The sequence below is a fragment of the Bradyrhizobium sp. WBOS08 genome, from assembly GCF_024585125.1.
Lineage (GTDB): Bacteria > Pseudomonadota > Alphaproteobacteria > Rhizobiales > Xanthobacteraceae > Bradyrhizobium > Bradyrhizobium japonicum_B.
Map to the genome: position 1 here is coordinate 5,094,118 of NZ_CP028988.1, position 20,263 is coordinate 5,114,380.

The 20,263-nt window shown below is 64.2% G+C and carries 23 protein-coding genes; 12 read left to right on the forward strand and 11 right to left on the reverse strand.

The genetic code is table 11. From position 1 onward, the window contains the following. The first annotated feature begins 113 nt into the window (after window positions 1-113). Together DCM80_RS23755 and DCM80_RS23760 are read left to right on the forward strand one after the other, a co-directional pair. Complete coding sequence (locus DCM80_RS23755) at window positions 114-788, forward strand: response regulator transcription factor (RefSeq protein ID WP_257193976.1); 675 nt, start codon at window positions 114-116, stop codon at window positions 786-788. 1 nt (window position 789) lies between these two features. Continuing rightward, window positions 790-2,235, forward strand: coding sequence for a HAMP domain-containing sensor histidine kinase (locus DCM80_RS23760; RefSeq protein ID WP_257193977.1), 1,446 nt, complete (start codon window positions 790-792; stop codon window positions 2,233-2,235). A 107-nt stretch (window positions 2,236-2,342) separates the two neighbouring features. Here the strand turns inward: DCM80_RS23760 and DCM80_RS23765 are convergent, their stop codons facing one another. The 5 genes from DCM80_RS23765 to DCM80_RS23785 all read right to left on the reverse strand — a co-directional run bounded on the left by DCM80_RS23765 (window position 2,343) and on the right by DCM80_RS23785 (window position 7,246). Continuing rightward, the gene (locus DCM80_RS23765) at window positions 2,343-3,998 is read right to left on the reverse strand and encodes a TRAP transporter large permease subunit (protein WP_257193979.1); all 1,656 of its coding nucleotides are present in this window, start codon (window positions 3,996-3,998) and stop codon (window positions 2,343-2,345) included. Window positions 3,999-4,025: 27 nt separating this feature from the next. Then, window positions 4,026-4,607, reverse strand: coding sequence for a TRAP transporter small permease subunit (locus tag DCM80_RS23770; protein ID WP_257193981.1), 582 nt, complete (start codon window positions 4,605-4,607; stop codon window positions 4,026-4,028). A gap of 169 nt (window positions 4,608-4,776) precedes the next feature. Next, the gene (gene moaA, locus DCM80_RS23775; protein ID WP_257193982.1) at window positions 4,777-5,796 is read right to left on the reverse strand and encodes a GTP 3',8-cyclase MoaA; all 1,020 of its coding nucleotides are present in this window, start codon (window positions 5,794-5,796) and stop codon (window positions 4,777-4,779) included. Window positions 5,797-5,918: 122 nt separating this feature from the next. Continuing rightward, window positions 5,919-6,413 (reverse strand): hypothetical protein, encoded by a 495-nt coding sequence (locus tag DCM80_RS23780; protein WP_257193984.1) that lies wholly within the window; start codon window positions 6,411-6,413, stop codon window positions 5,919-5,921. Window positions 6,414-6,571: 158 nt separating this feature from the next. Further along, window positions 6,572-7,246 carry an HAD family hydrolase gene (locus tag DCM80_RS23785; RefSeq protein WP_257193985.1) on the reverse strand — a complete coding sequence of 225 codons (675 nt, stop codon included), beginning with the start codon at window positions 7,244-7,246 and terminating at the stop codon, window positions 6,572-6,574. Between the two features lie 150 nt (window positions 7,247-7,396). Between DCM80_RS23785 and rpiA the strand changes: the two genes are divergently transcribed. From rpiA to gor, 3 genes are all read left to right on the forward strand, one after another. Further along, complete coding sequence (rpiA, locus tag DCM80_RS23790; protein ID WP_028135645.1) at window positions 7,397-8,110, forward strand: ribose-5-phosphate isomerase RpiA; 714 nt, start codon at window positions 7,397-7,399, stop codon at window positions 8,108-8,110. 2 nt (window positions 8,111-8,112) lie between these two features. Beyond that, window positions 8,113-8,646: a DUF2059 domain-containing protein gene (locus DCM80_RS23795; protein WP_257193987.1), complete on the forward strand. Its 534-nt coding sequence runs from the start codon at window positions 8,113-8,115 to the stop codon at window positions 8,644-8,646. Between the two features lie 146 nt (window positions 8,647-8,792). Further along, window positions 8,793-10,181 carry a glutathione-disulfide reductase gene (gene gor / locus DCM80_RS23800; protein WP_257193988.1) on the forward strand — a complete coding sequence of 463 codons (1,389 nt, stop codon included), beginning with the start codon at window positions 8,793-8,795 and terminating at the stop codon, window positions 10,179-10,181. Window positions 10,182-10,393: 212 nt separating this feature from the next. On the opposite strand, the gene DCM80_RS23805 is transcribed toward gor, so the two are convergent. Continuing rightward, window positions 10,394-11,533 carry a glucuronate isomerase gene (locus DCM80_RS23805; protein WP_257193989.1) on the reverse strand — a complete coding sequence of 380 codons (1,140 nt, stop codon included), beginning with the start codon at window positions 11,531-11,533 and terminating at the stop codon, window positions 10,394-10,396. Between the two features lie 389 nt (window positions 11,534-11,922). Here DCM80_RS23805 and DCM80_RS23810 point away from each other — a divergent pair, with 389 nt between their 5' ends. Beyond that, window positions 11,923-12,231 (forward strand): hypothetical protein, encoded by a 309-nt coding sequence (locus DCM80_RS23810; RefSeq protein WP_257193990.1) that lies wholly within the window; start codon window positions 11,923-11,925, stop codon window positions 12,229-12,231. 13 nt (window positions 12,232-12,244) lie between these two features. Here DCM80_RS23810 and DCM80_RS23815 read toward each other — a convergent pair whose 3' ends face one another. From DCM80_RS23815 to DCM80_RS23830, 4 genes are all read right to left on the reverse strand, one after another. After that, a complete protein-coding gene (locus DCM80_RS23815) occupies window positions 12,245-12,430 on the reverse strand; it encodes a hypothetical protein (RefSeq protein WP_028135649.1) in 186 nt (61 codons plus the stop codon). A 63-nt stretch (window positions 12,431-12,493) separates the two neighbouring features. Then, a complete protein-coding gene (locus DCM80_RS23820; protein ID WP_257193991.1) occupies window positions 12,494-13,723 on the reverse strand; it encodes a carboxylate-amine ligase in 1,230 nt (409 codons plus the stop codon). A gap of 20 nt (window positions 13,724-13,743) precedes the next feature. Further along, window positions 13,744-14,571, reverse strand: a complete 828-nt coding sequence (locus DCM80_RS23825) for a class II glutamine amidotransferase (protein WP_257193992.1) — start codon at window positions 14,569-14,571, stop codon at window positions 13,744-13,746. Window positions 14,572-14,797: 226 nt separating this feature from the next. Next, window positions 14,798-15,052, reverse strand: a complete 255-nt coding sequence (locus tag DCM80_RS23830; RefSeq protein ID WP_257193993.1) for a hypothetical protein — start codon at window positions 15,050-15,052, stop codon at window positions 14,798-14,800. Between the two features lie 367 nt (window positions 15,053-15,419). On the opposite strand from DCM80_RS23830, the gene DCM80_RS23835 reads away from it, so the two are divergent. The 6 genes from DCM80_RS23835 (at window position 15,420) to DCM80_RS23860 (ending at window position 19,225) form a co-directional block, all read left to right on the forward strand. After that, window positions 15,420-15,944, forward strand: coding sequence for a heme-binding protein (locus tag DCM80_RS23835; RefSeq protein WP_257193994.1), 525 nt, complete (start codon window positions 15,420-15,422; stop codon window positions 15,942-15,944). Between the two features lie 718 nt (window positions 15,945-16,662). Then, window positions 16,663-17,136: a TerB family tellurite resistance protein gene (locus DCM80_RS23840; protein ID WP_257193995.1), complete on the forward strand. Its 474-nt coding sequence runs from the start codon at window positions 16,663-16,665 to the stop codon at window positions 17,134-17,136. 2 nt (window positions 17,137-17,138) lie between these two features. Then, entirely contained in the window at window positions 17,139-17,501 is a 363-nt protein-coding gene (locus DCM80_RS23845; RefSeq protein ID WP_257193996.1) for a hypothetical protein, read from the forward strand. Then, the gene (locus DCM80_RS23850) at window positions 17,498-18,136 is read left to right on the forward strand and encodes a TerC family protein (protein WP_257193997.1); all 639 of its coding nucleotides are present in this window, start codon (window positions 17,498-17,500) and stop codon (window positions 18,134-18,136) included. The genes DCM80_RS23845 and DCM80_RS23850 overlap by 4 nt, the downstream gene beginning before the upstream one ends. A 33-nt stretch (window positions 18,137-18,169) precedes the next feature. Further along, window positions 18,170-18,754, forward strand: coding sequence for a TIGR00645 family protein (locus tag DCM80_RS23855; protein ID WP_257177758.1), 585 nt, complete (start codon window positions 18,170-18,172; stop codon window positions 18,752-18,754). A gap of 207 nt (window positions 18,755-18,961) precedes the next feature. Beyond that, window positions 18,962-19,225 (forward strand): hypothetical protein, encoded by a 264-nt coding sequence (locus DCM80_RS23860; RefSeq protein ID WP_257193998.1) that lies wholly within the window; start codon window positions 18,962-18,964, stop codon window positions 19,223-19,225. A 7-nt stretch (window positions 19,226-19,232) separates the two neighbouring features. Here the strand turns inward: DCM80_RS23860 and DCM80_RS23865 are convergent, their stop codons facing one another. Next, the gene (locus tag DCM80_RS23865; RefSeq protein WP_257193999.1) at window positions 19,233-20,129 is read right to left on the reverse strand and encodes an alpha/beta fold hydrolase; all 897 of its coding nucleotides are present in this window, start codon (window positions 20,127-20,129) and stop codon (window positions 19,233-19,235) included. Between the last annotated feature and the right edge of the window lie 134 nt (window positions 20,130-20,263).

Genomic DNA, 20,263 nt, shown 5'->3' on the forward strand with positions numbered 1-20,263 from the left:
GAAAAGGCGGGCAGGACCTATCTTTGCGCTGGTTGAAGCCGCGCAAATGATGGAAGACAGCGACGATGCGGCGCGAGCCGTGTGGTGATACCGAAGCATCCGGCGGACATGTCATGCGCCTTCTGATCGTCGAGGACAATGCCGAGTTGTCGCGGCTCGTCGCGGGCGGGCTGGCCGCGGCCGGCTATGAGAGCGACATCGTCGGCAGCGTCGCCGAGGCGCGCGAGGCGGTGAGCAGCGTCAGCTATGCCGCGATGATCCTCGACCTCGGGCTGCCCGACGGCGACGGCCTGTCGCTGTTGCGCGAGCTGCGCGCCAGGATGGAGCCGCTCCCCGTGCTGGTGCTCACCGCACGCGGCGGCTTGCAGGACCGCGTCGGCGGCCTGCGCAGCGGCGCCGACGATTATCTCGCCAAGCCATTCGCAATGGAGGAGCTGGTGGCGCGGCTGGAGGCGATCCTGCGCCGGCCCGGCCAGCTGCTCGGCCGCTCGCTCAGTCTCGCCAACCTGGTCTACGACACCGAGAGCCGCCAGATCTTCGTCGACGACCAGCCGCGGATCATCTCCGCGCGCGAGACCTCGGTGCTCGAGATCCTGCTGCGCCGGCAGGGGCGAGTGGTGCCGAAGAAGAACGTCGAGGACCATATCTTCGGGCTGGACGGCGAGGTCGCCTCCAACGCCGTCGAGGTTTATGTCTCGCGGCTGCGCAAGCAGCTCGCCGAACACGGCGCCAAGGTCGTGATCCACACCATCCGCGGCGTCGGCTATCTCATGGACGCGGAGAAATAGCGTGGCCGAGACCGGGTCCCGTGCCAGGTCCAGTGCGACGTCCTATGGCGGGTCGCCGACGTTCAAATCGCTGATCTGGCGCATCGTGTTCCTGCACATCCTGGCGGTCGCGGTGGCCGCGCTCTTCCTGCCGCTGGTGCTGTTCTGGCTGCTCAATTCCGAGATCGGCCAGCTGCATCGCGATGCCATGCGCGCGCAGGCCGAAGTGCTGGCGGAGCGCATCGTCGCGCAGCCGGGCGGCCTGTTGACGTTCAATCTGCCCGACAGCCTCAAGGGCCTCTATTCGGAAGCGTATGGCCGCTATCAGTACGACATTCGCGATGCCGACGGCCATTTGCTGTTCTCCTCGCACCGGCGCGCTGCTGCCGCCGCACCGCGCGCGTCGGAGAGCATTTCCGGCGCGGCGGTCACCCGGGAGATCGACGGCAAGACAGTGCGGGTCCAGGTCGCCGAGGATCTTGCGCACCGCGACGTCATCATCGACGACATCGTCTCGAACTTCTTCCGGCGCGTCGGTTGGATCACGATTCCGATCCTCCTGGTCCTGCTCGCCACCGACATCATCATCTTTCGCCGTGCGATCGCGCCGCTGTGGAGGGCCTCCGAGAAGGCCGCCAATATCGGCCCGGCGCGCACCGACATCCGCCTGCCGACGGAGCAGATTCCGCGCGAGATCCTGCCGCTCGTCACCGCCGTCAACCAGGCGCTCGACCGGCTCGAGGGCGGCTTTCGGGTGCAGCGGCAGTTCACGGCGGACGCCGCGCATCAGTTGCGCACGCCGCTTGCGATCCTGCGCACGCGGATCGAGACGCTCGACGATCGCGCGGCGCGGCAGGCGCTGCATGCCGACATCGAAACCATGAGCCGCCTCGTTGCCCAGCTGCTGGAGATCGCCGAGCTCGACACATTGGTGCTCGATCCCAAGGAGACTGCGGATTTGCGCGCCGTCTGCGCCGAGGTCGTCGGCTCGATCGCCCCGTTCGCGATCGCGCAGCACAAGGACATCGCGCTGAAGGGCACCGATGCGCCGGTCCTGATCCACGGCAATGCGGAGAAGTTGCAGCGCGCGATCTTCAACCTCGCCGAAAACGCCATCAAGTTCACGGCCAAGGACACCTGCGTCGAGGTCGAGGTGGGCGACGACGGTTCGGTCCGCGTGCGTGACCACGGACCGGGCATCGCGGAGGCCGAGCGCGAGCTGATCTTCCAGCGCTTCTGGCGCGCCGACCGCCGCCGCAGCGACGGCGCGGGCCTCGGACTCTCGATCGTGCGCGCGGTGGCGGACGATCACGCCGCTACGGTTGCGGTGGAGAATCTTCCCGGCGGCGGAGCCGAGTTCACGCTGCGGTTTCGGCTGGCGGATGCGGCAAAGGCTGTTGAGAACAACTGGTGCGGCAGTGACGCTGCACCCTCTCCCCCTGTGAAAGAGGGTGGCGCGCCGCGTTAGCGGCCTCTCCGCGAGTCCCACTCTCAATTGACGCGTGGAGAGAACCCCTCATCCGGCGCTTCGCTCCACCTTCTCCCGCAAGGGGAGAAGGAAGAAGGCTCGTCCCGCTACTTCTGCGGCGGACCGAGATCCAGCGGCGGCAGCTCGATCTGCGGCACCTCGATCTTGATGGTATTGGGATCGATGGTTGACTGCACACCCTTGTAGTGCATCACCATCGCGGGGAAGGCGATGACCAAACCGACCATGATCAGCTGGATGACCACGAAAGGCACCGCGCCCCAATAGATCTGGCCCGTGGTGACGGGGTCCATCCGCTTGCCGGTGATGCGATCGGTGTATCGCTCCTTCGGCGCGACCGAGCGGAGATAGAACAGCGCGAAGCCGAACGGCGGATGCATGAACGAGGTCTGCATGTTGACGCCGAGAATGACGCCGAACCAGATCAGGTCGATGCCGAGATGCTCGGCGGCAGGCCCGAGCAGCGGGATCACGATGAAGGCCAGCTCGAAGAAGTCGAGGAAGAAGGCCAGCACGAACACGAGGGCGTTGACGAAGATCAGGAAGCCGATCTGGCCGCCGGGCAATGAGGTGAGCAGGTGCTCGACCCAGACGTGGCCGTTGACGCCATAGAAGGTCAGCGAGAAGATGCGGGCGCCGACCAGGATGAACACGACGAAAGCCGACAGCTTGGCCGTCGATTCCGTGGCTTGCCGGATCAGGTCCCAGCTGAGCCGGCGCTTCACGGCGCCCAGGATGAGGGCGCCGGCCGCGCCCATCGCGCCGCCTTCGGTCGGGGTTGCGATACCGATGAAGATGGTGCCCAGCACGAGGAAGATCAGGAACAGCGGCGGCACCATGACGAAGGTGGTCTGCTGCGCCATCTTGGACAGGAAACGGAAGCCGGTCAGCCTGTCGACGACCCAATTCACCACGGCGACCGCGAACGCGAAGACGATGCCGTAGAACATGCTGAGCACGACGTAATCGGCGCCATGCGTGCTCGAATTGCGCATCATGAACCATCCGAACACGCAGCTCGCGATGAACAGCATACCGAGCGAGACCAGGCCGCGGTCGCCATTGTCTTCGCGGAAACCGATGGCGTCCTTCGGCAGGCCGGGTGCTGCCGCGGGGAAGATCATGCTGACGAGGAAGGCGTAGAGGGCGTAGAGACCTGCGAGCACGAGGCCGGGGATGAAGGCGCCCTCGTACATGTCGCCGACGGACTTGCCGAGCTGGTCGGCCATCACGATCAGAACCAGCGAGGGCGGAATGATCTGGGCGAGCGTGCCGGAGGCAGCGATGACGCCGGCTGCCACGCGGCGGTCATAGCCGTAGCGCAGCATGATCGGCAGCGAGATCAGGCCCATCGAGATCACGGAAGCCGCCACCACGCCCGTGGTCGCGGCGAGCAGCGCGCCGACGAAGATCACGGCATAGGCGAGGCCGCCGCGGACGGTGCCGAACAATTGGCCGATGGTGTCGAGCAGGTCCTCGGCCATGCCCGACCGCTCCAGCACCAGTCCCATGAAGGTGAAGAACGGAATGGCGAGCAGCGTGTCGTTGTTCATCACGCCGTAGACGCGCTCCGGGAGGGCCTGGAGGAAGTCGGGGTGGAACTGGCCGAGTTCGACGCCGATCACGGCATAGAACAGGCCGACGGCGCCGAGCGAGAATGCCGCGGGATAGCCAAGCAGCAGCATGACGACCAGCGACACGAACATGATGGGCGCCATATTGGCGATGATGAATGCGGTCATGAAATCCCCCTACACCGTCGCCAACGGCTATTTCTTTTCGATCGCTTCGACGAGATGCTCGACTTCCGCCTCCAGCGCCGACACCTGGGATTCATGCGGGTCCGGGATCAATCCGCGCATCACCGCAATCCGCTTGATCAGCTCGGAGATGCCTTGAACGAGCAGGAACGCGAATGCGATCATGATCAGGGATTTGGCCGGCCATTGCGGCAGTCCGCCGGCGTTGCCGGATTGCTCGTTGATCTGGAAGGAGCGCAGGAAGAACGGCACCCCCGTGATGATCATCACGATGCAGATCGGAAACAGGAAGAATACGTGGCCGACGACGTCGATGATGTTGCGGGCCTTCTTCGGCAGCGTGTTGTTCACGATGTCGATGCGGATGTGCTCGTTGTCGAGCAGGGTCCAGGGCGCACAGAGCAGGAAGACGATGCTGAACAGCACCCATTGCAGCTCGAGCCATGAATTCGAGGAGGTGTCGAACGTCTTGCGGATGATGGCGTTGACCGCTGAGATGATCACGGCGAGCACGATCAGCCACGCCACGCGCTTGCCTGTCCAGCGCGTGAACGCGTCAATCCTGCTGCTCAGCTTAAGGAGCGCTTGCAACGATAGGTCCTCCCCCGATTGTGCCCCGGCCGTCTTGACTGCGCCGAGATGGCGCGTGGCTTATCTCGCCGTGCAGGCATGAGGCCGCCGCACCAAACCAGCGGGCGTGCCGCCAGTCAATCGGAAGTTTGTTGATAGTTAAGGGGAATAAGCCCGTAGTCCGCCGGTGTCAGCCGCCGGTGACGCTCATGTGCCTGCTGACGCTCGGACGGTCGTGGCGGCGATCGATGATGAAATCGTGACCCTTGGGCTTCAGGCCGATGGCGCGGTCGATCGCATCCGCAAGCAGCACGTCGTCATCGGATGCACGCAGAGGTTTGCGCAGATCCGAGGCGTCCTCGTGGCCGAGGCAGGTGTGCAGCGTTCCGGTGCAGGTGATGCGAACCCGGTTGCAGGATTCGCAGAAATTGTGCGTCATCGGCGTGATGAAGCCGAGCTTGCCGCCGGTTTCGGCGACGCTGACATAGCGGGCCGGACCTCCGGTGCTCTCGGCGAGGTCGGTCAGCGTGAATTGCTGGGCAAGGCGCGCACGCACCAGCGACAGCGGCAGATATTGGTCGATGCGGCCCGAGCCGATCTCGCCCATCGGCATGACCTCGATCAGCGTCAGGCCCATGCCCTTGCCGTGAGTCCAGCGCATCAGCTCGGGAAGCTCGTCCTCGTTGAGGTTCTTCAGCGCCACCGCGTTGATCTTGACGGCAAGGCCCGCGGCGCGCGCGGCCTCGATGCCTTCCAGCACCTTGTCGATCTCGCCCCAGCGCGTGATCTCGCGAAACTTCTTGGGGTCGAGCGTGTCGAGCGAGACGTTGATGCGGCGAACGCCGCAATCGGCGAGCTCGCTCGCATGTTTCGCCAGCTGGGTGCCGTTGGTGGTCAGCGTCAGCTCGTTCAGGGCGCCGCTCGACAGATGCCGCGACAGCGAGCGCACCAGCGTCATCACGTTGCGCCGGACCAGCGGCTCGCCTCCGGTGAGGCGCAGCTTTTTGACACCCTTGGCGATGAAGGCCGAGCAGAGCCGGTCGAGCTCCTCCAGCGTCAACAGGTTCGCCTTGGGCAGGAACGTCATGTCTTCCGACATGCAGTAGAAGCAGCGCAGGTCGCAGCGGTCGGTCACGGACACGCGCAAATAGCTGATGGTCCGCCCGAACGGATCGGTCATCGGGGTCGACAGCGCGGCGGATCCGTTCATGCGAGAGGCCTTGTCACTGATGGCGACGGGCGCACCTCGGCTTCAAGCGGTGGCTTCAAGCGGTGCTCGGGACGCAATCTAAGCACCGGACGCGGCGAGGACAATCGGGTGGTATACTTAGCTCAGCGCCGGCCGGCGTTCGGATCGGGGAACGGCGAGGCCGCAGCCGGAGCAGCCTGAGCTGGTGCCGCAGCAGGCGCCGCTGCGGCCGGTTTCGGTTTCCTCGGCCGGTGCGGCTTGCGGACCGGTTTGGGCGGCGTTGCGGGCTGCAGTTCCGCAAACACTGGATTCGGGTCCGTGGTCACCGAGGCCGGGGTGGTGAAATCCCCAGGATTCTTGATCAGGTTCACCGGGACGGTTGCCGGCTGGTACTTCGGCAGCGCGAAAGCGACCGTGAAGGGGACATCGGGAGCTGGAACCGAGACAGAGCAGGGGGTCTTGCAGCCGGGGCCGAGCGAGGTCGTGGCGTCCGCACCCGGGGGATTGGATTCGAGCCGGACCTGGACCGTTGGCGGGGTCGATTTGAAGACGTCCCAGGACATCGAGGAGCAGCCGCCAAGGCTGGCCGCTCCCAACAGGCCCGCTCCCGCTAACGCAGCCGCGATGACACGACGCATGATCCATCCACTTCAACTGCGACGAACCGCCACACAAGACCCGCACCGACCTTAGGAGTGTCGTTTGAGGCAGGCAACCGGCGGGCGGCGCATAGTCAACGAATGGTTAATGCGGGGGCGCGTGAGAATAAACCAGCTATTTCATGAGGTTGACGGCGTTATGCGGTCATCAGGCTGCTGGCGGCAGCCGGCAGGTCGCGCATGTGATGGATCAGCCGGTCAGGCTTTAGCTCGGCAATCGGCACGTCCGTGTAGCCGAAGCTGACCCCGATCACCGGCACCCCGGCCCGCCGGGCTACCCCGACATCGGTTCCGGCATCGCCGACCATGATGCTGGCTTTGACCGCGCCGCCGGCCCGCGCCACCGTTTCCCGGAAGATGGTCGGATCGGGCTTCTGGACGCCAAAAGTGTCGGCGCCGCAGATCGCCGCGAAGCGGCGGCTGAGGTCGAGCTGGTCCAGCAGCCGCTTGGAGAGCCATTCCAGCTTGTTGGTGCAGACCGCGAGGCGGTGGCCTTGAGCCGAGAACTGGTCGAGCGCGGCTTCGAGCCCGTCGAAGGGGCGGGATTCGACCGCGATATGATCGGCATAATAGGCGATGAAATCCGCGGTCATCCGGTCCATGTCGGCGGGCGTGACGGTGCGGCCCTCCGCCTCCAGCCCGCGCTCGATCAGCTTGCGGGCGCCGGCGCCGATCATGTTGCGGGCCGAGGCCATCGGCACCGGCGGCAGCCCTTCGCGGTCGAGCACGTAGTTCAGCGCGGTGATCAGGTCGGGCGCCGTATCCACGAGCGTGCCGTCGAGATCGAAGACGATGGTGTGTGGGGAGGTCATGATCCAAGCGCTACCGGTCCGGTCGCGTCCACGCAAGGGGCGGGCCCATAAGATCACCTTATAGGCCTGTTCCCGCGCGGAAAACGAGGCTACATAAGCCGCCGAAAACGGTCGCTGTCGGCGGCTCACGAATTCAGAGGCGGGCGCAACGTGAACATGGACCAGTTGAAGCGACAGGCTGCCGCCCGCGCGCTCGAGGAGGTGCGGGACGGCATGCAGCTCGGGCTCGGCACCGGCTCGACCGCCAAGCATTTCGTCGAGCTGCTCGGCGAGCGCGTCGCCGCCGGGCTGAAGGTGATCGGCGTGCCGACCTCCGAGGCGACGCGCCTGGACGCGACGCGTTGCGGCGTGCCGCTGACCACGCTCGACGAGATCGACCATCTCGACATCACGGTCGACGGCGCCGACGAGATCGATCCCGCGCTCAACCTGATCAAGGGCGGCGGCGGCGCGCTGCTGCGCGAGAAGATCGTGGCGGCGGCCTCGGATCGCATGATCGTGATCGCCGACGACAGCAAATGGGTGCCGACCCTCGGCAAGTTTCCGCTGCCGGTCGAGGTCATCCCGTTCGGCCTCGGTGCGACGCGCCGCGCGATCGAGAAGGCATTCGCCGAATGCGGCGTTTCCGGGCAAATGGCGGTCCGCAAGGGCAAGGACGGCCACGTTTTCGTCACCGACGGCGGCCACTGGATCATCGATGCCCAGCTTGGGCGGATCGAGGATCCTGCCAGCCTCGCCAAGGCGCTGAGCGCGATCCCCGGCGTCGTCGAGCATGGATTGTTCATCGGCTTGGCCAGCTCTGCCGTTCTGGCAGGTGGCGAGGGAATCCGCGTGATTGAACGGCGCAAGCCGAAAGGAGACTAGGAATGAAGAGCTTTTTGAAATTCTTGCCGGCCGCGACGCTCGCTGCGGGCTTGGCCCTCGCGGCCGTCCCGGCCGTGGCGCAGCAGAAGGCGCCCGCGGCGCCGGCCCAGTCGAAGGCTTCGCCTGGGGCTATTGCGGCCGCCAAGGAGATCCTGCAGATCAAGAACGCCAGCGGGATGTATGCGGGCGCCGTGCCGGGCCTCGTCGAGAAGACCAAGAATGCGCTGATCCAGCAGAACCTCAACTACCAGAAGGACCTCAACGAGGTCGCCCCGATCGTGGCCCAGCAGCTCAACGGGCGCCAGAACGAGATCGGCGAGGGCATGGCGCAGATCTATGCCAGCGAGTTCACCGAGCAGGAGCTGAAGGATCTCGTCGTCTTCTACAAGTCGCCGCTGGGCAAGAAGCTGCTCGACGCCGAGCCGCGCGCCATCGGGCTCAGCATGAACTTCATCAATTCCTGGGCCCAGACCTTCTCTGAGACCGTGATGGGGGCCTTCCGCGCCGAGATGCGCAAGCGTGGCAAGGAAATCTGACAGATCCTATCTGACAGGGAATTCCTCAAGCGCGTCATCGCGCTTCAGGTTGTTGTTTGAGCATGGTCCTCTCGGAAGACCGCTGCACGCTTTGCGCTGGCACGGCCCTCCGGGATCGGACCATGAATGAGAGGTCGGAGTGGACAATGGCTGAATTCGACGTCGACCTCTTCGTTATCGGCGGTGGCTCGGGCGGCGTGCGTGCCGCCCGCATCGCGGCCGGTCACGGCGCGCGCGTGACGATCGCGGAAGAGTACCGCATGGGCGGGACCTGCGTGATCCGCGGCTGCGTGCCGAAGAAGCTGTTCGTGATCGGCTCGCACTTCCGGCAGGATCTGGAAGATGCCGCCGGTTTCGGCTGGACCGTTCCGCCCGCGAGCTTCGACTGGGCGACGTTGATCGCCAACAAGGACAAGGAGATCGCGCGGCTGGAGGCGGCCTACACGGCCAATGTCGAGAAGTCCGGCGCGCAGATCGTCAAGAGCCGCGCGGTGATCGAGGACAAGCACACCGTCCGTCTGCTCGAGAACGACCGCAAGATCACCGCGAGATACATCCTGATCGCCACCGGCGGCGCGCCCAACCATGGGGCCGCGATCCGCGGCATCGAGCACGTGATCTCCTCCAACGAGGCGTTCCATCTGAAGAAGCTGCCGAAGCGGATCGTGATCCAGGGCGGCGGCTATATCGCGCTGGAATTCGCCGGCATCTTCGCCGGCTTCGGCTCCGACGTCACCGTGGTCTATCGCGGCGACAACATCCTTCGCGGTTTCGACGAGGACGTCCGCGCCCATGTCCGGGCCGAGATGGAGAAGCAGGGCATCACCATCCTAACCGGCTGCACGGTGGCGAAGGTGGATCGCCACGGCGAGGAGTTCACCACGCATCTGTCGAACGGATCGAGCCTCGCCTCCGACCAGGTGATGTTCGCGATCGGCCGCCATCCGGCGGTGGCCAATCTCGGGCTGGAGAAGGCCGGTGTCGCCATCAATCCCGCCAACGGCGGCATCGCGGTCGACCCTTTCTCGAAGAGCTCGGTCGACAGCATCTACGCGATCGGCGACGTCACCCATCGCTTCAACCTGACGCCGGTCGCGATCCGCGAGGGCCATGCCTTCGCCGATACCGTGTTCGGCAAGCGCGAGGTGAGGGTCGATCACGCCAATATCCCGACCGCCGTGTTCTCGCAGCCGGAGGTCGGGACGGTGGGGCTGACCGAGACCGAGGCGCGCGCGCAATTCAGCCACGTCGACATCTACAAGACGACGTTCCGCCCGATCAAGGCGACGATGTCGGGCCGCGACACCCGCGTGCTGATGAAGCTCGTGGTCGACGGTGCGACCGATCGCGTGCTCGGCTGCCATATCGTTGGCGATGCCGCCGCCGAGATCACGCAAGCCGTCGCGATCGCCGTGAAGATGAAGGCGACCAAGGCCGATTTCGACGCCACGATCGCGCTGCATCCGACCGCGGCCGAGGAGCTCGTCACCATGCGCACGCCGACCGCGCGGCACGTGCGCCCGGCGGCGGAGTAGGGCCCGATTAGTGATCTGGCGAGGCGGCTGCTCGGAGTTCACCTCTCCCCAGCGGGGAGAGGTCGGATTGCGGAGCAATCCGCGTGAGGGGGCGCCGGCAACCAGTAACATCGCAACCCCTCACCCGGATTGCATCTTGCGATGCAATCCGACCTCTCCCTACGGGAGAGGTGGACCAGCGGCTTCCGTCGACTTGACCAAGCCGCACCCACTCAGCCGTACAGATACCCGACCGGCTTGCCTTCGGTCCGCAGCGGACGGATATCACTGTGGGTGATGATCTGACCGGCAAGGCCGTCGATCTCGTCACGCTGCGCAGGCGTCCAGCTGCGCAGCTCGTTCATGCCCTTGAGCAGGCCGAGGCGGAGCAACTGGGTATTTTCGCCGAGGCCGACGAGACTGATCGAATCCTTACCCGCCGTCACGACGTCGCCGGCGGCAAGCTCGAAGGTCTCGCCGGCTCTCTTCCTGAATTCGGCTAAGCCGCGAATGACGCGGTAGATCACGACCTCGCCCTTGGCAAAGCAGGTCGCATCGGCGGCGATCGACGTGCTCTTCGGCAGCAGCGACTGGCCGCGCGGATCGGTTGCGATGATGTGGCCGGTGACGAGACGGCCACTCGGGCCTTCGATGCCGATATCGCGCAGATAAACCGGCATGGCCGATTTGACGGAGCCATCGGTGAGCGGCTTGAACAGCGCATCCAGCGCCAGCGGATCCTGCAGCCAGAAGCCGGCATCGGCCGGCCGGTCGTGCAGCTTGTGGCTCCAGGCCACGCGCGGCGTCTCGGCCTCGTTGATCTGGTCCGGACCCACGATGGTCGGGTTCGGAAAGGTGGTGGGATCGGTGATGAAGGCTTCGAGGAACTTGCCCGAATAGCCCATCGAGATCGGGTCGGGCACCACTGTCTGGGGCGTCTTCAGGCTCTCGTCGGTCGACAGACCCGACCAGGTGTAGAACAGCTGGCGGTGCACGATCGCGCTCTGCAGCATCACCGCGCCGGGGCCGACATTATAGAAACGCCCGTCATAGTCGAAGGTGAAAGCGCCCGAGGTGACCAGCACGAGCTGAAAGCCGCCGGGCGGAAGATGCAGATGGAAATCGGTGGGACCGGTGTCGGGACGGTAGATCGGCAGATTGGTCGCGACTTCGTGCAGCAGGAAGGTTTCGTTGTTGGCGTGAAAGCCTTCGTTGGCGCGATTGTAGAGCGTTTGCGGACGATACGTCGCCTCGAACTTCGCATTCCGGTCGCGATCGATTGCGACGAAGTCCTGCATGTTGAGGCGAAGCGGCGCGCCGTTCGGATGAGTCAGGCCGATCGTCTTGAGATCGCCCGCAGCATGCACATTCATGACGTTCTCCGCTCTGCGCCGTTGCTTCGCTCGCAACGTCATTGCGAATTTTGGGCCAGTCGGTTGACGAAGCGTCAAGCGAGCCCGGCGCGGCGATGCAGGCGTGCCTGTGCAGAAGAAAATTCGATGGTTGCACGGGACGTTAGATCGATGGCTGGGTCTGATCGTCAGGCGCCGGTGCGAGGGGGCGCGTGCTTCTGGGGCGCGACGGCGCTGTCTAATTTGTCAGCAAGCTTCGCCAGTGCGTGCAGCGCGTCGGGGAAAGCGCGTGCGCTGCGGGCCTTGAGATGGGGGTCTTGGGATGAGCGAAATCGTCGGATCTAGGCCTCGCGGCGATTGACAGATTGTTCATGTTTTGTTCTTATGCTGTCTCCGAGATGGAGGCGGCCATGGACAACCGTATCAGCGAAATTCGCAGAACCATCAGGGCGCTTCGCGTCAGCATGCGCGAAGCCGAGGCGATCATGCATGAGCAGATCAACCGCGACGAGGATTGCAGCTTCGTGGCGCAGGAAGTCATCAAGATGCGCGCTGTCATGAGCCTGCTCGCGAAAGAGCGGATCGCGCTCGGCGATCACGAGCCGATCCTCGTGAACAATTTCTTCATCCCGCGGCGCCGGCCGGCGCGAAAGCCGGTCGCGGCGCTTTCACCCGCCGCCGAATCCGCGTTCCGTCCGCGCCTGGTAGCGCGGGCCTGACGCGGAGGGCGCCTCAATCGAAGGCGCGGGGCGCGGCCCGATCCGGCTTGCCGGCCGGGCTGTCCGCCCACTTTGCCATCTCCATGGTCCGCGCATCGACGCCCTCGCACCACAAGCAGCTCGGCCGCGCGCGGTCGTTCTCGGACAGGATCGGAACCAGGCTGTGGCCGCAACCGGTGCACCAGGTGATGTCAGTCATTCATTCCCCCACGGCCTGCCAAATTCAGAAATGACGTTCTCGTTCGCAAAGCTTGCGCAGGCGCTATGACGGCGCAGGAGCGCTGCGTTGGACAGGCGCGCTCGTTCCGGACAGGGTAGACGTAGCAATCCATCGTGACACGGCTGTGATGTCGTCGCCGTTGTCGCGATAGGCGCGAAGCTGGAATTCGGCCGAGCTGCCGCGGTCGACGATAACGCGGCAATGCTCGATCTCGGCGGTGCACCCGAGCAGGTCGGCGTCCTCGGCGGTGGCGTCGATGATCCGGGAGAGCATCTCCGAAATCGTGACCGGTCCTTCCCGGGAGGCGAAGATGCAATCGGTCCCGTAGCGCTGGGCGCGCCATTTGTTCTCCACCGCGATGGCGCGGTCGACCGCCGTGACCTCCTTCGACAAATGAGGCCGCAGATAGAGGTGACGCGTCAGGCAGCGATAGAGCGAGGCGATGGCAACGGCATCGTCAACGAAGGTGCAGGTGTCGGGCGCACGCAGCTCGAGCGTCGGGTGCCGCATCGAAGGACGCATCGCCCACCAGATGTGGCTCTCGTCGGGGATGACGCCGGAGCGCTGCAAGGCGCCGACATATTCGTCGTAGTCCCGCCGGCTCTCGAACAATTCGGGCAGGCCGGTGCGCGGCAGCTCGGAATAGGCGGCGAGCCGGTAGCCCTTCAGCCCGGTCTTGTGCGACGCCCAGAACGGCGAGGATGCCGACAGCGCGATGAACAGCGGCAGGTGCGGCAGCATCGCCCGCATCACCGCCATGCGCTTCTCGGGATCCGGCAGCTGAACATGCACATGCATGCCGCACATCATGTTGCGATGGCCGATGCTGCGTAGATCCTCGATCATCTCCTCATAGCGCGGTTTCGGGCTCGGCTGCGACATGCGCCACACCGCCGTCGGGTGCGTGCCGCAGGCCATGATCGCGAAGCCATATTGCGCGGCGACGTTCGCGACTTCGCGCCGCAGGAAGCGCAGCTCCTCGCGGGCATCGTTAACGTCGACGTGAACGTTGGTGGCGACCTCGAGCTGGGATTGCAGCATCTCGCGCATGGCCTGGCCGCCGGTCGACCAGTTCGCCGATTCGAACAGCTCGTTGGGAGTCTGGATCGCGACTTCGAGGCTGCGGCGGTCGGCCAGGAAATACTCCTCCTCGATGCCAAAGGAATAGTCGGTGGCCTTGCCGCGTCCGCCGGCGGAACGGATGACGACGTGCTGCTTGTCGTCGGAAGACTCGAGACGCAGCAGTTTCAAAACGTCGGAAGCGATTGACATTTGGCCACCCGGCAAAGGCACTATCTGCGGGCGATAATCCTTTTGACCGGAACCGGTTCCGCATCGCTCTCACTGGAAATTGCAAGCTCGAACGGAACAATCTTTGCGCTCTCGGATGCACGCGCGATCAAGGCGTGATTGGGAGGCACCTCGATCCAGTCCGATTCCTTGTCGAACGGCTCGGACACGACGATGACCTGGCCGCCGTCCTCACGGAAATAGAGCGTGTTCGCGGCGTCGTTGACCGCGACGCGGAAGGCGTAGAGGTCCCTGCCGTTGGCGATCGCACTGGTGAAGCGCAGCCGTTCGCGCAAGTGGCCTTCATTGACGAGACCGACGAGCGCTTGCAGCACCCGCCGCGTCGCCTCGAGCGGATCGCTGTCGAGGCCGGCGCCCATCATCGCCAGGAACACGGCTTCTGAGTCTGTCGTGCCCAGCCGCGAGGGGTAATAGTCGTTGGGAATGAGCGCCTCAACCTTGCGCCGCAGACGATTCCAGCTCCCGACGAATCCGTTGTGCATGAACATCCAGTGCCCGCAGGCAAACGGATGGCAATTCTGCCGCGTCACCGCAGTGCCGGTGGCGGCGCGCACATGGGCAAAGAACAAATGCGAGCGCAGATGCCGGCAGAGGTAGCGCAAATTTTCGTCCGACCACGCCGGTCGCGTCTCGCGATAGAGGCCGGGCTCCGGATGCTCGCCGTACCAGCCGAGACCAAAGCCGTCGCCGTTCGAGCCCGCCGTCGATTGCAGCGAGCGGATGCTCTGCGCGACCAGGGAATGCTCGGGTTCGGTGACATAAGGCTCGAACGACGTCGTCTCGCCCCGGTATGCGATCCAGCGGCACATGAGTGTATCCTGTCGGGAGATGCCGTGATGTGCAGTAACTCATTGGCCTGCATGAGGTTCCTGACCGCTGGCGAGCTGCCCGCCGGGTTCTGCCAGTGCATACGGCCGCAGGACGAGCGTCGCGGTCACTGACAAGTTGTGGTAGCCACGGCGTTATTGCCAAAGAAGAAAGGGTCAGCGTGGAGCTGACCCCCTCTGCAGCACTGTAACGGTCAAGAAAAAGCGCTCACTTCTTGCACTTCTTGGCCGCCTCCTTGTCCGCATACGGACCACAATTATAGGCGTTGGTCAGTTCGTCCATGGTCTGCGGCCAGCTATCCATGGAGCCCGCCCGGGCACCATTCTGGGGCGTGCCGAGCTGGCTGATTCCCCCGTTCTTCACCTGCTGGGAATGACGTGGGTCTGCTTGTGCATCAACCGCGAAAGATGCGGAGAGAAAACCGGCTGTAAGAAGGCCGACGAACAGCGTCTTGGTCATCATGGTTTTGTCCTTTTGGAGTTTGAGTTCAGACATCCGTTGGTGGCTACGCAAATCGGATGGGTTCGAGATCAGTGCGGATGGCGTGACCGACATCACAATCAGCGATCAGTATCGTTGCCACGCGCGGCGCACGATCGATCGGACCGAGCATTCAGATGCTGCCACGTCCGCTTTTGACCCATCGGCGAAGTAGCAGCGCACCTCCGTTGAGGTCCGCTCAGTGAGGCATGGCGACCAGATTTGCTCAGGTTGAGTTCTTCGCATTTTGACCCGAAGCGGATCATCGTCTCCGGCAGCACTCGTCAATTCGCTGGTACTTCGCTAAGATTGCAATCTTTGGTTATTCCAAGACAAGGGAGGAAGTTCAGTGGGATTTCGTATTCTTGCAAGATTGTTATCCGCATGCGCTTTGATCCCGATCGGAGCAGCATTGGCGCAACAACCGCTTCCGCCGGGCGTGCCAGAGAAGATGCCCGCGGATATCCCTTATGGCACGCCTATATCGATGGAGTTAGCCCGCCAAGCGGTAGACGCCGCAGTCACTGACGCCGCCAAGCGCGGCTGGAAAATGTCTGTTGCTGTTGTCTCTCCATCGGGAGATTTGACCCACCTGGTGAAGATGGATGACGCCATGCTCGCATCGCCATCAATCGCTCAAAACAAGGCGCGTACCGCTGCTCAGTTTCGGCGTGACACCAAGATCCTGTTCGATCTCACCGAGCCCGGTCATAACTACGTGATGACACTCGACCGCACTCTAGTGGCCTCACCTGGCGGCCTGCCAGTTATCCTTGAAGGCAAACTCATCGGTGCGATCGGTTGCAGCGGTGGGACTGGACCGCAGGACGCCGTCGTCTGTCAGGCAGGCGTTGATGCACTCAATCGTCGCTGAGCAAAAAGAACTGCCGGCCCGGTACAAATTTCGGGCCGGCAGTCATTCAATAGGCTAGCCAAGCAACGTCCGCTTTTTGCCCGTGGCCCTGGAACAAGATGTGGCTCGCAGTCTGTCTAGAATGGCCAGCTATGAACCCGATGCGTCCGACGGCACGCTGATCGAGCCGCCCGCCGATGGTCCACCGCCGAAGACAGGCGCATCGAGCGACTGACGCAGCAAGCTTACGCGCAGGGTCATCTGCAACCGTCCGACTTTGACGACGTCGCACGCAAGGCGGTGAAGCGCTTGTCAGGGGTGAACGCGTGACGGTTCGCTCTTAAGCAAGCTGACATCATATGTTGCGGCGTCGATCGCCAGGCAGTCATCAGTCGAGGCTCGCATTGCAGTGCCAATGCATGCAGATCTGACGCCCGGATGACGGGTTTGGAAAGTGTCGCTCCCACGGCGCGTTCCGACAGATATGGAACCGATGCGGCGGCTGGTCGCAGTCATTTTGCCTTGATTCCGACAGACGCACCTATATTTCTGGTGCGAACAAGAATCCGGGCCCCTCTGGCGAGGACGCCGACAATGTCGGCAAACCTCGTGATGTCGGATGACCTGTCCCGCGCGAATGCGATGGATGGCCGATCGTCGGGCCCCTGATGTTCTCTCCGACTCCGTCGACCCCCATCGCAGCTCCGTGCGGCCATTTCGCAAGACCAAGGGAGCAACGATGTCTGACGCCAAGCATTCAAATCCCATCGAGATCGAGATCGCAGAGCCGTCCAGCCTGAACGAGCAGGCCGCGGCCGCGCTGGTGATAGCCGGCGCGCTCGTCGCCGTGGCCGACCGGCAGGTTTCGCCGGTCGAGCGCGACGAGGTGATCCGGTTCATCAGGGATCGCGGCTTGGCGCCGCATCTCGACGACGAGAGGCTGTTTGCAATGTTCGACGCACTCGCCGAACGGCTGGAGGAGCCGGATTTCGCCAATGTCGTGATCGACACGCTGCGGCCGGTCTCGGACATGCCGTTGTCGTCACATCTGATGGAACTGTCGCAGCGGGTCGCGGCCGCCGACCAGGACGTCCATCCCCACGAAGTGCAGGCGATCAAATTGTTGCGCCTGCTGACGCTGGCGCTGCCGCGCGCGAAGCCGATCCCGTCGCGTCAGGTGCGCGCCGAACGGCAATTCGCCACAGAGGAGTAAGCATGAGCGAAGCATCGAACGGGCGTACGCGTGAGGCCGCGGGTCCCGCCAGTGAGCTGGCGGGGGGTGACCCGCGCCTCGACAAGCTCGTCGATCGACTGCCGCCGCGCATGGGCGATACCGTCACCTATCTGCTCAAACCGTCGAGCCGCTGGGTCAGAATTCCCTCGGGCGCGCTGCTCATCTTCGGCGGCGTGTTGTCCTTCCTTCCAATTCTCGGTGTCTGGATGCTGCCGCTCGGCCTGGCTCTGCTCGCCGAGGACGTCCCTGCGCTACGCACCTCCCGTTCAAAAGTCTTCGACTGGATCGAGCGCCGCAAGCCGCATTGGCTCGAATCGTCGGCCTCTAGGAATGATCAATCATGACTGAACTCATCACCGCCGAAGCGCTGACCGCGCTGTTCCAAGTCATCCTGATCGACCTCGTTCTCGCCGGCGACAACGCCGTCGTCATCGGCCTTGCCGCAGCGGGACTGCCGGCCGAGCAGCGCCGCCGCGCCATCATCGTCGGCATCGCTGCCGCCACCGCGCTGCGCATCGCCTTTGCCGGCGTCGCGACCCAGCTGCTGCAGGTCATCGGCCTGTTGCTTGCCGGCGGCGTGCTGCTGCTCTGGGTGTGCTGGAAGATGTGGCGCGAGCTGCGCGAGCAGTCTGCGCATTCGCGGCAACTCGCCTTCAGCCACGGCGGCGGCCAGGACGCTGCCCCGGTGCAGTCAAAGACCTTCGGCCAGGCCGCGTTGCAGATCATTGCAGCCGACGTCTCGATGTCGCTCGACAACGTGCTCGCGGTCGCGGGCGCCGCGCGCGAGCACCCTTACATCCTCGCTTTCGGCCTGTTGCTCTCGGTCGCGATGATGGGCGTCGCCGCCGATCTGCTCGGCCGCGTGCTCCAGAAGCAGCGCTGGGTCGCCTATGTCGGTCTTGCCATCATCATTTACGTCGCCTTCGAGATGATCTATCGGGGTTCGCTCGAGCTCGCGCCTGTCATCGCGAGTCTCTGAGGCAGCATGCCTGCTTGCAACCCGGAGTGATCAATGACGTCTGAACCCAAAGCACCTTCGGCGCCGGCCGCGCCGCTGCCGCCGGTCGGCCTGCTTCCGAAGCTGATCTTCGGCTCGCGCTGGCTGCAATTGCCGCTCTATGTCGGCCTCATCGTCGCCCAGGCCGTCTATGTGCTGTTGTTCCTGAAGGAGCTCTGGCACCTGGTCCTGCATTCGTTCGACGCCAGCGAGCAGCAGATCATGCTGGTCGTGCTCGGGCTGATCGACGTGGTCATGATCTCGAACCTGCTGATCATGGTGATCGTGGGCGGCTACGAGACCTTCGTCTCACGGCTGAACCTCACCGGCCATCCCGACGAGCCGGAATGGCTCGGTCACGTCAATGCCAGCGTGCTCAAGATCAAGCTCGCGATGGCGATCATCGGCATCTCCTCGATCTCGCTGCTCAGGACCTTCATCGAGGCCGGCAATCTCGGCACGACGCGCAGCAATTTCACCGAGAGCGGGGTGATGTGGCAGGTGCTGATTCACATGACCTTCATCGTCTCCGCGGTCGGAATCGCCTGGGTCGACCGCCTCAGCGAGAGCGGCCATCGCGAGAAAGCCGCCCACCACTGACGAATCCGGCCGCCTGAGACCTCCCGAGCGGCCAAGCCTGGAGCCCGCCTGATCCTCCGATCCGGCGGGCTCTTTTTTTGCAGGATCGATAAAATTGTCTGCAATCCGTTCAGCGGCGGCAAAGCCTGCGGACAAGAAGCCCGGCGCCTTAAACCGGGTCTTTGGAACCGGTCTGCATCCTGCCTGCAAAAGGGCAGGGCTATGGGCATGGCAGTTCTCAGGGAGACCGTCGCAGCCGTCGCAGGAGTCTACGCATTCCTGCTGGTCTGTGACGCATTGTTCGGGGTCGGCGAGGCGCGCTTCGATGACGCCTATTACCGCGCCAGCTTCTACGCGCCGCGGCCGAAGGAGTTTCGGTTTGCGAGCGACACGCCGCCGGCGGTCCGCGTCAGCGAGGCATTCGCGCAATTCGCGCCGGGCGATGCAAAACCGAACAGGCGGTACTCGTCGCTCACGACCATCATTCGCTGACGCGGTCTCACTCCCCCTGCACCCATTCCGCGACGCCGCGCCAGAGCGTGTCGCGGTGTTCGGGACGGAAGAAGCCGAAATGGCCGATTGCCTTGGCGCCGACCTCGGACGGCTTCACGGTCAGCACCTCCGGCTTGATCGCGGAGAACCCGCTCGTGAGCAGCTCGACCGCGGGCCGCGTCGCCCAGGGATCGTCGGAGAAGCACAGCGCGCGCAACTCGCCCTTGAACCTGGTGAAATTGTCCAGCGCCGGCAGCTTGGAATCGAAGAGATAGCGGGGGCTCGAGACCCACTCGGCCCATTGCAGGAACACCCCCTTGGGCAGATCCTCGCCGATTCCGGCCCAGCCCGGCGCATAGCCGAGCGTGTGGGCCAGAGGTACGCCGATGAGGTTCATGAAGGCGAAGACGCGGTACTTCTCGGGTGAGGTCATCAGCCGCCAGGTCGCGGCCTGTGAGGCCACCAGGGCCGCGCGCGAGATCTCGGTATTGTTCTCGATCAGCCCGAGCGCCTGGCCGCCGAAGGAATGGCCGATATAGGCGAGCGGCAGCGTATTGTACCGCTCGCGCATCCAGCGCACCGCGGCGGTGACGTCGAGCGCGGCCCAGTCCGACATCGAGGCCTTGAAGCCGACCAGCGACTTCGGCTGGTTGTAGCCGACCATCGCCGGCAGGCGGGAATCGCCGATGCCGCGATAGTCGTAAGTGAGCACCGCGCAGCCGCGATGGGCGAGGTAGGAAGCAAAGCCGCGATAGATCTTGCGCGGGACCGCGGTCGCCGAGTTGATCAGCACGGCGTGGCGCTTGGCACCCCGCGGCAGGAACAGGGTGCCGGTGAGCCCATACCCGTCGGCCGCCGGGAAGCTGATCTCGTCGATGAAAACGTCGTCCAATGCCGCGCCCATGGCCAGAAGGTATTTGCCAGTTTCCTCAAGCTTTCCCAGCAAATGCGAATTTGGCTTTCGCCGCAAGGGCTTGCGACGCCAAACGGATTTACAACTGGCGGGGCGGAACGAGCCTGTGTATAAGGCGGCGCTCA

Bases quoted from the DNA above. Each gene is read 5' to 3' on its own strand.
- DCM80_RS23785 (WP_257193985.1), bottom strand. From the start codon at position 7,246: ATGACCTCCCCACACACCATCGTCTTCGATCTCGACGGCACGCTCGTG.
- DCM80_RS23815 (WP_028135649.1), bottom strand. From the start codon at position 12,430: ATGACTGACATCACCTGGTGCACCGGTTGCGGCCACAGCCTGGTTCCG.
- DCM80_RS23840 (WP_257193995.1), top strand. From the start codon at position 16,663: ATGTCTGACGCCAAGCATTCAAATCCCATCGAGATCGAGATCGCAGAG.
- DCM80_RS23825 (WP_257193992.1), bottom strand. From the start codon at position 14,571: ATGTGCCGCTGGATCGCATACCGGGGCGAGACGACGTCGTTCGAGCCT.
- DCM80_RS23860 (WP_257193998.1), top strand. From the start codon at position 18,962: ATGGCAGTTCTCAGGGAGACCGTCGCAGCCGTCGCAGGAGTCTACGCA.
- DCM80_RS23755 (WP_257193976.1), top strand. From the start codon at position 114: ATGCGCCTTCTGATCGTCGAGGACAATGCCGAGTTGTCGCGGCTCGTC.
- DCM80_RS23845 (WP_257193996.1), top strand. From the start codon at position 17,139: ATGAGCGAAGCATCGAACGGGCGTACGCGTGAGGCCGCGGGTCCCGCC.
- DCM80_RS23810 (WP_257193990.1), top strand. From the start codon at position 11,923: ATGGACAACCGTATCAGCGAAATTCGCAGAACCATCAGGGCGCTTCGC.
- DCM80_RS23805 (WP_257193989.1), bottom strand. From the start codon at position 11,533: ATGAATGTGCATGCTGCGGGCGATCTCAAGACGATCGGCCTGACTCAT.
- DCM80_RS23850 (WP_257193997.1), top strand. From the start codon at position 17,498: ATGACTGAACTCATCACCGCCGAAGCGCTGACCGCGCTGTTCCAAGTC.
- DCM80_RS23830 (WP_257193993.1), bottom strand. From the start codon at position 15,052: ATGATGACCAAGACGCTGTTCGTCGGCCTTCTTACAGCCGGTTTTCTC.
- moaA (WP_257193982.1), bottom strand. From the start codon at position 5,796: ATGAACGGATCCGCCGCGCTGTCGACCCCGATGACCGATCCGTTCGGG.
- DCM80_RS23780 (WP_257193984.1), bottom strand. From the start codon at position 6,413: ATGCGTCGTGTCATCGCGGCTGCGTTAGCGGGAGCGGGCCTGTTGGGA.
- DCM80_RS23765 (WP_257193979.1), bottom strand. From the start codon at position 3,998: ATGACCGCATTCATCATCGCCAATATGGCGCCCATCATGTTCGTGTCG.
- gor (WP_257193988.1), top strand. From the start codon at position 8,793: ATGGCTGAATTCGACGTCGACCTCTTCGTTATCGGCGGTGGCTCGGGC.
- DCM80_RS23865 (WP_257193999.1), bottom strand. From the start codon at position 20,129: ATGGGCGCGGCATTGGACGACGTTTTCATCGACGAGATCAGCTTCCCG.
- DCM80_RS23795 (WP_257193987.1), top strand. From the start codon at position 8,113: ATGAAGAGCTTTTTGAAATTCTTGCCGGCCGCGACGCTCGCTGCGGGC.
- DCM80_RS23820 (WP_257193991.1), bottom strand. From the start codon at position 13,723: ATGTCAATCGCTTCCGACGTTTTGAAACTGCTGCGTCTCGAGTCTTCC.
- DCM80_RS23855 (WP_257177758.1), top strand. From the start codon at position 18,170: ATGACGTCTGAACCCAAAGCACCTTCGGCGCCGGCCGCGCCGCTGCCG.